Annotated in this window: 6 protein-coding genes; 4 read left to right on the top strand and 2 right to left on the bottom strand. The window is 69.9% G+C overall.

The genetic code is table 11. The features are described from left to right. The first annotated feature begins 17 nt into the window (after positions 1 to 17). Positions 18 to 1,655: a long-chain fatty acid--CoA ligase gene (locus AB0M22_RS35465; RefSeq protein ID WP_364736319.1), complete on the top strand. Its 1,638-nt coding sequence runs from the start codon at positions 18 to 20 to the stop codon at positions 1,653 to 1,655. Positions 1,656 to 1,715: 60 nt separating this feature from the next. Here AB0M22_RS35465 and AB0M22_RS35460 read toward each other — a convergent pair whose 3' ends face one another. Both AB0M22_RS35460 and AB0M22_RS35455 read right to left on the bottom strand, forming a co-directional pair. Further along, entirely contained in the window at positions 1,716 to 2,108 is a 393-nt protein-coding gene (locus AB0M22_RS35460; RefSeq protein WP_364736317.1) for an SCO5389 family protein, read from the bottom strand. A 63-nt stretch (positions 2,109 to 2,171) separates the two neighbouring features. Further along, complete coding sequence (locus AB0M22_RS35455; RefSeq protein WP_364736315.1) at positions 2,172 to 3,218, bottom strand: nitronate monooxygenase; 1,047 nt, start codon at positions 3,216 to 3,218, stop codon at positions 2,172 to 2,174. A gap of 246 nt (positions 3,219 to 3,464) precedes the next feature. Here AB0M22_RS35455 and AB0M22_RS35450 point away from each other — a divergent pair, with 246 nt between their 5' ends. The 3 genes from AB0M22_RS35450 to AB0M22_RS35440 all read left to right on the top strand — a co-directional run bounded on the left by AB0M22_RS35450 (position 3,465) and on the right by AB0M22_RS35440 (position 13,007). Beyond that, entirely contained in the window at positions 3,465 to 4,289 is an 825-nt protein-coding gene (locus tag AB0M22_RS35450; RefSeq protein ID WP_364736313.1) for a M23 family metallopeptidase, read from the top strand. A 91-nt stretch (positions 4,290 to 4,380) separates the two neighbouring features. Beyond that, on the top strand, positions 4,381 to 5,367 hold the full coding sequence (locus AB0M22_RS35445) for a LuxR C-terminal-related transcriptional regulator (protein ID WP_364736312.1): 987 nt from the start codon (positions 4,381 to 4,383) through the stop codon (positions 5,365 to 5,367). 290 nt (positions 5,368 to 5,657) lie between these two features. Continuing rightward, on the top strand, positions 5,658 to 13,007 hold the full coding sequence (locus tag AB0M22_RS35440; protein WP_364736310.1) for an amino acid adenylation domain-containing protein: 7,350 nt from the start codon (positions 5,658 to 5,660) through the stop codon (positions 13,005 to 13,007). Positions 13,008 to 13,170 lie beyond the last annotated feature (163 nt).

The raw sequence follows: 13,170 nt of genomic DNA, 5'->3' as shown, positions 1-13,170 counted from the left end.
AAGAAAAAGGAGTTCCGATGTTGAGCACTATGCAGGACGAGCCGTTGTCGCTGGCGACGTTGCTGCGCTACGCATCGACGTTTGTCGGCGATTCGACCGTGTCCACCTGGACCGGTACGGGCGTGCGCACCATGACCTATCGCGAAGTCGGCGCGGACGCGGCGCGGCTGGCCAACGCGTTGCGGGAGTTGGGCATCGGCATCGGCGATCGAGTCGGCACCTTCATGTGGAACAACAACGAGCACCTGGTGGCCTACATAGCGGCCCCGGCGATGGGGGCGGTGCTGCACGCGCTCAACATCCGGCTGTTCCCCGATCAGCTGGTCTACGTGGCCAACCACGCCGAGGACCAGGTGGTGCTGGTCGACGGCACGCTGCTGCCGATGTTCGCCCAGTACCTGCCGAACCTGAAGACGGTCCGGCACGTCATCGTGGTCAACGGCGACGCGTCCACGCTGTCCGCGCCTGCGGGCGTTCAGGTGCACTCCTACACCGAACTCCTTGCCGCGCAACCGGATACCTACGACTTCCCGGTGATCGACGAACGTTCGGCCGCCGCGATGTGTTACACCTCCGGCACCACCGGAGACCCGAAGGGCGTGGTGTATTCGCACCGCTCGAACTGGCTGCACGCCATGCAGGTGTGCTCGCCGAGCGGCATGGCCTTCACCGGCCGCGACACGATCCTGGCCATCGTCCCGCTGTTCCACGCGAACGCCTGGGGCATCCCGTACGCGGCGCTGATGTCGGGCGCGAATGTGCTGATGCCGGACCGGTTCCTGCAGCCGGGCCCGCTGCTGGAGATGATGGCGGCGGAGAAACCGACCTTCGCCGCCGCGGTGCCGACCATCTGGGGCGGCGTGCTGGCCGGGCTGGCCGCGCATCCGCAGGACATCACCCATCTGCGGACCGCGGTGGTCGGTGGTTCCGCGGTGCCGCCGTCGATGATGCGGGCCTTCCAGGAGAAGCACGGCGTGCGCATCCTGCACGCGTGGGGCATGACCGAGACCTCACCGCTCGGCAGCGTCGCGCACCCGCCGACCGGCGCGACCGGCGAGGACGAGTGGGAATACCGCTATACCCAGGGCCGGTTCCCGGCCAGCGTGCAGGCCAGGCTGGTCGGCGACGACGGCAGCGTGGTCCCGAACGACGGGGAAGCACTGGGCGAGTTGGAGGTTCGCGGTCCGTGGATCACCGGCTCCTATTACTCGCCGGACGGCGCCGAGGTCGACCCGGACAAGTTCGACGACGGTTGGCTGCGCACCGGTGACGTCGGCAAGATCAGCCGGGACGGCTACCTCACCCTGGTGGACCGGTCCAAGGACGTGATCAAGTCCGGCGGCGAATGGATTTCGTCGGTGGACCTGGAGAACGCCGTGATGGGCCACCCTGCGGTCGCCGAGGCGGCCGTGATCGGCGTGCCGGACGAGAAGTGGGACGAGCGGCCGCTGGTCGCGATCGTGCTCGCCGAGGGCGCCGAGGCCAAGGCCGATGAGCTGCGCGACTTCCTCGCCGACAAGTTCGCGAAATGGCAACTGCCGGAACGCTGGACGTTCATCGCCGAGGTGCCGAAGACCAGCGTCGGCAAGTTCGACAAGAAGCGGCTGCGCGCCCAGTACGCGGACGGCGACCTGACGGTCACCACGCTGTCCTGATTCGCTCACGGTCGACCCGGCGCGGAAGAGCTTGCCGCGCCGGGTTTTCCGCGTGGGCGATCAGCAGTTACGCAGTTCCGGACTCTGATTCAGCAGCTGGGCCCTGGTACCGATGAACGTGCTGTAGGTCTCGCCGCCGACCGCGGACAGCGGGAACGCGGCCACCCGATGGCAGTTCTGGAAGGCGAGCTTCACGCCGAAGTGCCGCTCCAGTCCGCCGCGGATCGCGTCGGAGGCCATCGCGCGCAGCAGCTGCCCGCGCGCCACCTCGTCCGGCGGTGCGACCAGGTTGTCGGCGTATTCTTCACTGCCGGAACGCAGTTCGCCGGCCACCCGGCTGACGACTTCGTAGGCGTAGGGCAGCGACTGGCGGACGACCTCGACGAAATCGGCGTCGTCGATTTCGCCGCGTTCGGCGCGTTCGAGCAGTGGGGCTGGGACATCGAGGGACATAGCGCTCTCCTCCAAGGGTGGATGGCCGATGCGATGCGTCTCGATTCTAATCGAAAGTCGTTGTCAACAAACCTGGATTCGCCGCGAAAGTGCCGCGTTCAGTGCGGTTTTCGTCTCGGCCGCGAGCGTGCGGACCAGTTCGCCGGCCGGTAACTCCGGGGCCAGGGTGTGCGTCTGTCCCGCCCACAGATTCACGTTGTCCGGGTTGCCCGCGGACCGGGCGGCCGCCCGCAAAGGCGCGGTGGCGTAATGGATCTCCGGGTACGCGGCGGGTGCGGTCGCGCTGTGCTCGACCATGAATCGATTGCGCAGGCCACGGGCTCGGCGGCCGGTGAAGGCGCGGGTGAGCATGGTCGGGGTGTCGGCGGTCAGCGCGGCGCGGTGCACCGGATTGGTGCCCGCCTCGGGGCAGCGCAGGAACACCGTGCCGAGTTGTACGGCCGCCGCGCCCGCGGCGAGTGCTGCCGCGATGCCCGCGCCGGTGCTGATGCCGCCGGTGGCCACCACCGGCCGGTCCGTCGCGGCGGTCAGCAGTTGCAGCAGGGCGAGCACGCTGAGCGGATCGGTGTCGTCGTCCGCGGGCCGGTCGACGAAGGTGGCGCGATGCCCGCCCGCCTCCGAGCCCTGCGCGATGAGCACGTCGGCGCCGCGCTCGAGCGCGATCCGCGCCTCGGCCGGCGAGGTGACGGTCACCCAGCTCTCGGTGCCGACGGCCCGCAGCCGGTCGATCTCGGCGGCGGTCGGGCAGCCGAAGGTGAAGGAGGCGACGGCGACCGGTTCGGCGACGAGCAGATCCAGCTTGGCGTCCCAGTCGTCGGTGTCGTACTTGGCGTCGCCGACCGGATACTCGCGGGCGAGCTCGGCCAGATAGCCGGCGAACTCGGCGGCGGGGGCGGCCGGGCCGGGCACGAAGAGATTGACGCCGAAGGGGGAGTCGGTCGCGGCGCGGGTGGCGGCGATGCGCGCCGCGGTGTCGGCCGCGCTCAGGTAACCGGCGGCCAGCAGGCCGAAACCACCGGCCGCGGTGACCGCGACGGTCAATTCGGGCGTTGAGGGCCCACCGGCCATCGGAGCGAGGACAATCGGGACGGTCAAGTCATCGATGATCACGGCTCCAGTGTGTCCTACTGGACGTGCGACCCGGTATTTACCTGCGTCTTTGCGCAGAAGGTTGCGGAATGGTCACGACGGGGTAGAGTTCCCGTCACAACGGATGCCAAACCGTTACATCGCAAGCTTCACCGGATCGTTACCGAACCGGTCCGCGAAGGCCCGGCACCGCTGAACCACCTGTTCTTCGGACGCAAGGACGCAGCTGTGTCGCACCATCGGGTAGGCCCCAGTTCCATTACCGTCATGAGCCTCATCGGCGATGAAATCTCGGGTCGGCCGACGCGGCATCGCGTCGAGTCGAACGCGACCGACCGGGTGAAGGTCGCCGCCGGCGTCGCGGTCGCCGCGGGCGCCCTGATCGGCACCGTCTCCCAGATCGCCCCCGCGGTCGCCAGTCCGTTGCTGCCCGGTGCGCACGACGGCGACGAAGCGGATGCTCCGATGACCTTCCGCGGCACCGGCATTCTGCCGGTCGCCCAGGTCAAGGCCGCCACCCCCGCGCCGGAGGCTCCTGCCCCCGAGGTGCCGGTGGCCAGCCAGATCGCCGCTCCCGCCCCCGCGCCGTTCGGCCTGCAGAACCTCCCGCCGGAGATCGCCGGCCCGCTGGCCCAGGCCGAGCAGATCCTCAAGGGCGTGCAGCAGCAGACCGCGCCCGCCCCGATGGGCGCCGTGCGCCCGGTCGGCGGCGAGATCAGCTCCGGCTTCGGCAGCCGCTGGGGCGAAATGCATTACGGCCTCGACTTCGCCGATCAGATCGGCGCCCCCATCCACTCGGTGAGCAGCGGCACGGTGATCGAGGCGGGCCCCGCGTCCGGCTTCGGCCTGTGGGTGCGCGTGCGGCAGGACGACGGCACCACCGCCGTCTACGGCCACGTCAACGAGATGCTCGCGCACGTCGGCCAGCGGGTCAACGCGGGCGATGTGATCGCCACCGTCGGCAACCGCGGTCAGTCCACCGGCCCCCACCTGCACCTGGAGATCTGGGACCAGGGCGGCACCAAGATCGACCCGATGCCGTACTTGGCGGCCAAGGGTGTGCCGCTGCAGTGGGGCCCGTCGGCCCACTGATTCCGCTGCCCGGCTTGATATTCCGCCGATCCCTGCCCCCATTCCCGGGCAGGGAGCCCCACCAGGACCGGTCGGTCGATAGGCTCGGATCGTGACAGAGCTGGGCGACATCTTCGAGCCTGGATCACCGCACGGCCGCACCTACGCCGTGCTGGTGCATCATCCGCGATCGAGTCTCCCCGATATCGCGCAGTACCTGGGCGTTTCGGAGGAGACGGCCGCGGCGTCGTTGAACGTGCTCGCGGACCTGCGCGCCGCTGTGCGGGTGCCCGGCGCCGACGACGGTCCCGCGGTGTGGGACGCGCACGCCCCGGAATCGCTGTCCGAGGCCGAGGCCCGGCGCAGGCAACAGCAGATCAACCAGATGCACACGGCCGCAGCGCGGCTCAGCGAGACGTTCCGTTCGGTGCGCCGCTCGCCGCGCAGCAACGGCGCCGTGGTGCCGGTCTTCGAACGCCTGGAAATGCTCGCCGATTTCGAGGAGATGCAGACCAGCGCGCGCACCTGCGTCAAGGTGATCGAACGCGGGCCCTACCTCAGCGATCTCGAGCGCGAGCGACAGTTGTTCCAGCTCAAGCGGAATCGGCTCGGTGAAGGCATCCGCTACCAGACGCTCTACCAGGACACCATCTATCAGGATCCGGAGCGGCTGCGCCACGCCCTGTCCACCAATGCCAGTGGGGCACAGGCGCGCACGCTGCCGGAGCCGCCGTTCAAAATGATCGTCAGCGACGACGAACGCGCTAGCCTGGTGCTGCACGTCGACGAACGCCGCCCGGACCCCATGGGCTTGCGGATCACCGGCTCACCCGCGCTGGACCTGCTGATCAAAACGTTCGACGTGCTGTGGTCGCTGGCCGCGCCCATCTCGGTGAACCCGACCGCGGAGGCCCTCGACGAACGTGACCGCGCGATCCTGACGCTGATGGGTCTCGGCGCCACCGACGACACCATCGCGCGACGGCTCGGCATGTCTCGGCGTACTGTGGTCCGCCGGACCGCGCGACTACTGGAGCGGCTCGGCGCGAGCACCCGGTTCCAGGCCGGGGTGCAGGCAACCCGGCGAGGTTGGTTGTGAACTAGTTCACCGATCCGGGTACTCCTGCAACACGACCGGTCTGTTACCGATATAAACCGTGGCATCTGGCAAGACACCGCTTCCATGGGGGCAGCGGCGGATGTGGGAAAGACAGGAGCCCGAACAAGGGGGCGGACCGCGGTCAGCGGTCCGTATCAATCAAAGACAGCAAGGCGTGGGTACTGAGCAGTCCCTTATATGATTGCTCGGACCGCGCTGGCCCCGGACGATACGCCCTCGATATGGGTAGGGCCGGGTCCTAGCTCGATGCGAGAGGTGAATGCACTCGAATGGAAACTGCCCGTCGTTCCGCTCGTGGTAGCCGTCGCCGCAGGTCGGGCAGCCCGCTGTTCGGGCAGTTGCTGACCGCCGCCGTCGAATCCGAGGCCAATGAGGTCGCCGTTCGCTTCAATCCGTCGGGCCAGCTCGACGACGAACGCCAGCTGACCTACGCCCAACTGGACGCGACCTCCTCGCGGCTGGCCAGGGAACTGATCGAGCGCGGTGTCGGACCGGGCGACGTGGTCGCCATCGGCATCGCCCGCAGCCTCCAGTCGGTCATCGCCGTGTGGGCCATCGCCAAGACCGGCGCCGCGTACGTGCCGGTGGATCCGGCCTACCCGACCGACCGGATCAACCACATCCTGTCCGACTCCGGCGCCACCGTCGGGCTCACCACCTCGGCCCACCGCCCGGTGCTCGGCACCGGCGTGTACTGGATCGAGCTGGACGACCCGGTGCAGGCCGCGCGGATCGCCGCCCGCCCCGAGCACCCGATCTCCTACACCGACCGGGTGCGCCCGCTCGACGAGCGGCACCCGGCCTACGTCATCTACACCTCGGGTTCGACCGGACGGCCCAAGGGCGTCGTGGTCACCCACACCGGCCTGGCCGGCCTGGTCGCCGCCGAGCGCGAGCACTACGGCGTGACCGCCGATTCGCGGGTGCTGCACGTGTGCTCGCCGAACTTCGACGTCTCGATCCTGGAGTTGCTGCTCGCCTTCTCCGCCGGCGCGACGCTGGTGATCGCGCCGCCGTCGGTGTTCGGCGGCTACGAGCTGGCCGATCTGCTGCGCCGCGAACGCGTCACCCACATGCTGATCACCCCGGGCGCGCTGGAATCGGTCGATCCCACCGACCTGGACGACCTGCGGGTCGTCGTCGTGGCCGGCGACAAGTTCGGTCCGGAACTGGTCGGCCGCTGGGCCACCGCGGACCGCGAGTTCTACAACGGTTACGGCCCGACCGAGGCCTCCATTCTCGCGACCAGCTCGGCGCCGATGGCGGCCGACGGCGTCATCACGATCGGCTCGGCGATTCCGGGAGTCGGTGCGTTCGTGCTGGATTCGCGGCTGCGGCCGGTGCCTGCCGGTGTGGTCGGTGAGCTGTATCTGTCGGGTCCCGCACTCGCGCAGGGCTATCTGGGCAAGCCGGGGCTCACCGCGGAGCGCTTCGTGGCCAGCCCGTTCGGCGCGGACACCGATACTCCGGGGGCGCGGCTTTATCGCACCGGAGACCTGGTGCGGCGCAGCGAATCCGAGGACGGCGGCACGATCGAGTACCTGGGTCGCTCCGACTTCCAGGTCAAGATCCGTGGTTTCCGTATCGAACTCGGCGAGATCGACAACGCGCTGACCGCGCACCCGGACATCGACTACGCGGCTACCCTCGGCAAGACGCTGCCGTCCGGCGCGACCGCGCTGGTGTCCTACGTGCTGCCGCGCGCCGGAACCGCCGTCGACACCGGCGAACTCGCCGAGTTCATCGGAGAGTCGTTGGCCGGGTACATGATTCCGGCCGCCATCATGGTGCTCGACGAGATCCCGCTGACTCCGGTCGGCAAGCTGGACCGCGCGGCCCTGCCCGCACCGGTGTTCGCCGCCAAGGCTTTCCGGGCCCCGTCGACGCCGGTCGAGGAGATCGTCGCCGACGTGTTCGCCGCGCTGCTGGTGGCCGGCGACGAGGGCCGGGTCGGCGTGGACGACGACTTCTTCGAACTCGGCGGCAACTCGCTGCTCGCCGCGCAGGCCGCCGCCCGGATCGGGTCGGCGTTGCAGGTGCGGGTGCCGGTGCAGCTGCTGTTCGAGGCGACCACCGTGGCCGCGCTCGCGGAGCGGGTCGAGCAGCACGCGGGTTCGGCCGCCGGGCAGGCGTTGCACGCCCGTCCGCGTCCGTCGCGGGTGCCGCTGTCCTACGCGCAGCAGCGGATGTGGTTCCTGAACCGGTTCGATCCGAGCAGTGCGGTCAACAACATTCCGGCCGCGGTGCGCCTGTCCGGGCACCTCGACATCGACGCGATGCACGCCGCCGTGCGTGACCTCACCGAGCGGCACGAGGTGCTGCGCACGCTCTACCCCGAGGTGGACGGCGAGGGCTACCAGCGGGTGCTCTCGATCGGCGATCCGCGCGCGGTCGCGGAATTCGTGGTCGAGCCGGCCACCGAGGCCGAGCTGCCCGGGCTGGTCGCCGCTGTGGTGACCGAGGGCTTCGACGTGACGCTGGCGCCGCCCGTGCGGGTTCGGCTGCTCGAGCTGAGCGAGACCGAGCACGTGCTGGTCTGCGTGGTGCACCACATCGCAGGCGACGGCTTCTCGATGGGCCCGCTGACCCGCGACCTGATGGCCGCCTACCTGGACCGGATGCGCGGTGGCGCACCGGAATGGCCGCCGCTCGAGGTGCAGTACGCCGACTACGCGATCTGGCAGCGCGAGATCCTCGGCGCCGAGGACGACCCGGAATCGGTGCTGGCCAAGCAGATCGACTACTGGCGCACCGAATTGGCCGCGCTGCCCGAGCAATTGGAGCTGCCCGCCGACCGGCCGCGGCCCGCGGTCGCGTCCAACCACGGCGCCACCCTCGCCTTCGAGATCGGCCCCGACGTGCACGGCGCGCTGAGCCGCCTTGCGCACAACCACAATTCGACGCTGTTCATGGTCGTGCACGCCGCGCTCGCGGTGCTGCTGGCCCGGCTGTCCGGCACCAGGGACATCGCCGTCGGCACCCCGGTCGCCGGCCGCGGCGAGGCCGCGCTGGACGACCTGATCGGCATGTTCGTCAATACCCTGGTGCTGCGCACGAATATCGACTCCGGCGCGACATTCGACGAGCTGCTGCGCGAGGTCCGCCGGGTCGACGTGGAGGCCTTCGGCCACGCCGACGTGCCGTTCGAGCGGCTGGTGGAACTGCTGGATCCGGCCCGCTCGGCGGCCAGGCACCCGCTGTTCCAGGTGATGCTGACCTTCCAGAACCTGGCCCGCACCGAACTGGAACTGCCCGGCCTGTCGGCCTCGGCGGTGGATCTGGCGATGCCGCTGGCGAAGTTCGATCTGCAACTGGCCCTGGTCGAGCGGATCGACCGGCACGGTGCCGCGGAAGGCATTTCGGCCGCCTTCACCTACGCCACCGACCTGTTCGACGAGGCCACCGTGCAGGACTTCGCCGACCGCTTCGGCCGGATCCTGGCCGCGGTCGCCGGCGATTCCGACGTCACCGTCGGCGATATCGATGTGCTCGCCCGGGGCGAGCGCGATCTGGTGCTGCACGAGTGGAACAGCCCGGGCGCCTCGGTGCCCGAGGTGACCCTCGTGGATCTGATCGGCGCCCAGGCGCGCAGGCGTCCCGACGCGGGAGCGATCCGCTTCGGCGACACCACTATCACTTTCGGCGAGTTGCAGCGCCGCGCCAACAAGGTGGCCCGCGCGCTGATCGCCCAGGGCGTCGGCCCGGAAGCACTGGTGGCCGTTGCGGTTCCGCGTACCGAGGAGCTGCCGGTCGCGCTGCTCGCGGTGCTCACCGCCGGTGCCGGATACCTGCCGATCGACACGACCTACCCCGCGCAGCGGCTGGAGTTCATGCTCACCGATGCCGCTCCGGCGTGCATCCTGACCACCGCCGGCGAGCTGGAATCCGTTCCCGCGGGCGATATTCCGGTCATCCTGCTGGAGGATACGGCCGACTTCGCCGATGCTCCAGTGCGTGCGTCCGAGCGGACCGCGCCGCTGCGGCCGGACAATCTGGCCTACGTCATCTACACCTCCGGTTCCACCGGCGTGCCGAAGGGCGTCGGCGTCGCGCACCGCAATGTGGTGCAGCTGTTCGCCAACACCCAGTCGATGTTCGAGTTCGACGAGACCGACGTGTGGACGCTGTTCCACTCGTTCGCCTTCGACTTCTCGGTCTGGGAGCTGTGGTGCGCGCTGGCCAACGGCGGCACCGTCGTGGTGGTCGACTACCTGACCTCCCGGTCGCCGGAACTGTTCCGCGAGTTGCTGATTCGCGAACAGGTCACCGTGCTCAACCAGACCCCGTCGGCGTTCTATCAGCTCGCCGAGGCGGATCGGGCCGCGCAGAGCGCCGATCAGGCCAAGTTCGCGCTGCGCTACGTGGTGTTCGGCGGTGAAGCGCTGGACCTGCGCCAGTTGCAGCGCTGGTACGAGCGGCACGCGGTGGATGCGCCGTGGCTGGTCAACATGTACGGCATCACCGAGACCACGGTGCACGTGTCGTTCCTGTCGCTGGACGAGCAGATGGTGGACAACGCGGCCAGCGTCATCGGTCGCGCGCTGCCCGGCCTGGACGCCTATGTGCTCGAGGACCGGCTGCACCCGTCGCCGGTCGGCGTGGCCGGCGAGATCTACGTGGCCGGCGCTCAGCTGTCCCGCGGCTACCTCGGCCGTCCCGGCCTGGCCGCGAGCCGGTTCGTCGCGAATCCGTTCGGCGCGCCGGGATCTCGGATGTACCGCACCGGCGACATCGGCCGCTGGGTCGGCTTCGGCGGGCAGGCGACGCTGGAGTACGCCGGTCGTGGCGATCAGCAGGTGCAGTTGCGCGGTTTCCGGATCGAGCTCGGAGAGATCGAGTCGGCGCTGGTGCGCTGCCCCGGGGTGAGCCAAGCGGTGGTGCTGGTGCTCGCGGACGAGAACGCGGGCGACCGGCTCATCGGATATGCCGTGCCGGACACCGGAATTCAGCTCGACCCGGCCGAATTGCGTGCCCAGGTAGGCGAATTCCTCACCGGCTACATGGTGCCGGACGCCATTGTCGTGCTGGATGTGCTCCCGCTGACGCCGAACGGCAAGCTGGACCGAAAGGCCCTGCCCGCACCGGAATTCCTCAGCACCGCCACCTTCCGCGCGCCCGGCTCGCCGGTCGAGCAGGCGGTCGCCGAGGTGTTCGCCGGCCTGCTCGGCGCGAACGAGATCGGCCTGGACGACGACTTCTTCGGCCTCGGCGGCAACTCGCTGCTGGCCACCCGGGTGGTCGCCCGGATCAACGAGGCGCTCGACGCGAACCTCGTCGTGCGCGAACTGTTCGAGTCGCCCACCGTCGCCGCGCTCGCCGCCCGGGTCGTGCCCGGCGCGGCCAAGGCGTCCGGCGCCCGGCCGCCGCTGGCCCGGATGCCGCGCACCGACCGGGTGCCGTTGTCGCTTGCGCAGCAACGGATGTGGGTGCTCAACCAGTTCGACCCGGACTCGCCCGCCTACAACATCCCGCTGGCCATCCGGCTCTCCGGCGTGCTCGACGTGCCCGCGCTGCGCAACGCCGTCGCCGACGTGCTGGAGCGGCACGAGACGCTGCGCACCCGCTACCCGGCGGACCCGGCCGGCGTGGCCTACCAGGAGATCCTCTCGGTCCGCGAGTCGCTGCCCGGTGGCCTGGAGACCGTCTCCACCGCGGATCCGATCGGCCGCATCACCGAGCTGCTGTCCACCGGATTCGATGTGACCCAACAGGTTCCGGTGCGCGCGCTGCTGCTCGCGGTCGGCCAGGACGAGCACCTGCTCGCGCTGGTCGTGCACCACATCTCCGCCGACGGCGCCTCGATGGCCCCGCTGGCCCGCGACCTGGTGACCGCGTATCTCGCGCGGATCGGCGGCAATTCGCCGCGCTGGTCGCCGCTGGAGGTGCAGTACGCGGACTTCGCCAGCTGGCAGCGCACGGTCATCGGCACCGACGACGACGAGAACTCCATCGCGGCAAAGCAGTTGGCGTTCTGGCGGCACCAGCTCGACGGACTGACCGGCGAGCTGAACCTGCCGCTGGACCGCCCGCGCCCCGCGGTGCCGTCGATGCGCGGCGCCTCGACCGGCTTCGCGGTCTCGCCGGATGTACACGCCGCGCTGGTCCGGCTTGCGCGCGAACACAATTCGACGCTGTTCATGGTCGTGCACGCCGCGCTGGCGGTGCTGCTGGCCCGGCAGTCGAACAGCAGCGACATCGCCATCGGCACGCCGATCGCGGGTCGCGGCGAACGCGCGCTGGACGAGCTGGTCGGCATGTTCGTCAACACGCTCACCCTGCGCACCGCGGTCGAGTCCGGCGTCACCTTCGCCGAACTCGTCGACCGGGCCAGGGAGACGGACCTGGCCGCGTTCGCCAACGCGGACATCCCGTTCGAACGGGTCGCCGAGGTGGTCGCCGCCGGTCACGCGACGGTCTACAACCCGCTGTTCGGCGTGGTGCTGTCCTTCCAGAACAACGAGCAGCCCAAGCTGGAGCTGCCCGGCCTGACCATCACCGGACTGGACGGCGGCGAGATCGCGGCCAAGTTCGACCTCCAGGTGAACGTCGATCCGCGGCACACCGCGGACGGCGCCCCGGACGAGCTGATCACCGCGATCACCTACGCGACAGACCTTTTCGACGAGTCCACGGTGCAGGCGCTGTGCCGCAGGTTGGAACGGGTGCTGGCCGCGGTGGTCGCCGATCCGACCGTGCGGGTGGGCGATATCGACCTGCTCGACGCCCAGGAGCGCGAGCGGGTGCAGTCCGCCGCGGAATCCGCGCAGGAGCCCAGCGCCGCGGGCGCGACGGCCACCACCGGAACCGCGCTGACCCAGGCGCTGACCGCGGTGGTCGAGGACGACCCGGACGGCCCCGCGCTGGTCTCCGGTGAGGACGCGGTGTCCTACCAGGAACTCGACGCCCGCTCGTCCCGGCTGGCCCGCGTGCTGGCCGCTCGGGGCTGCGGCCCGGGTGACGGTGTCGCGGTCCGGTTCGACCGCGGTGTCGACGCCGTCGTCGCGACCTGGTCCGTGCTGAAGGCCGGCGCCGCGGTGGTTCCGCTGGCCTCGGCCGACGCGCCGATCCCGGCGGGCCCGGTCGTCAAGGTCGGACTCACCAGTGCCGCCGTGCCCACCGCGAGTGAGGTCGACTGGCTCGTGCTCGACGATCCCGCGGTGGCCGCGCAGATAGCGGCGGAGTCGCCACGACCGGTCACCTACGCGCACCGCACGCGCGTGTTGCGTGGCACCGATCCGGCCTACGTCGGGACGCGCACCCTCAGCTACGACCAGTTGGCGGGCGCCGCGGACCAGTTGCGCACCGGCACCGAGCTGACCTTCGAATCGCGCACCTTCCAGTTCGGCGGCCCGGCGGAGCTGGCGCTGATCGAGGTGGTGGCGGCGGGTTCCTGCGGCGCCTCCATGGTGCTGGTCCCCGACGACGCCGACCTGACCGAGGCGCTGGCCGACGAGTGGGTCAGCCACCTGCTGACCGATCGCGCCGCAGCCAGTACCCTCGATCCGGCGGCACTGGAGGATCTCCGAGCCGTGGTGCTCGCCGACGGCGGTGATGTCGGCGGCGCATGGACGCAGGTGGCGACGGTCGTCGCCCTGGCCGATCTGCTGCGTGCGGGGTAAATCCCGTCGAGTATCGGGTGCAAGCCCCTAAAAACATGACTAGGGTCACTCGGGACCGGTTCGCCGAATCGAGGCGCCCGCGGCAAGTGTGGCTTCAACATGTTCGACAGGCAGGATGAGCAGAGTTTCATGGTTCGTGTAGTTGGGGACGTGCGTGCTGATG

The sequence above is a fragment of the Nocardia sp. NPDC051756 genome (assembly GCF_040681495.1).
GTDB lineage: Bacteria > Actinomycetota > Actinomycetes > Mycobacteriales > Mycobacteriaceae > Nocardia.
The sequence above is the reverse complement of the archived record's forward strand: the minus strand, read 5'-3'. Positions and strand labels throughout refer to the sequence as shown.

Coding starts and splice junctions, on each gene's coding strand:
- AB0M22_RS35465 (WP_364736319.1), top strand. CDS start 18: ATGTTGAGCACTATGCAGGACGAGCCGTTGTCGCTGGCGACGTTGCTG.
- AB0M22_RS35440 (WP_364736310.1), top strand. CDS start 5,658: ATGGAAACTGCCCGTCGTTCCGCTCGTGGTAGCCGTCGCCGCAGGTCG.
- AB0M22_RS35450 (WP_364736313.1), top strand. CDS start 3,465: ATGAGCCTCATCGGCGATGAAATCTCGGGTCGGCCGACGCGGCATCGC.
- AB0M22_RS35460 (WP_364736317.1), bottom strand. CDS start 2,108: ATGTCCCTCGATGTCCCAGCCCCACTGCTCGAACGCGCCGAACGCGGC.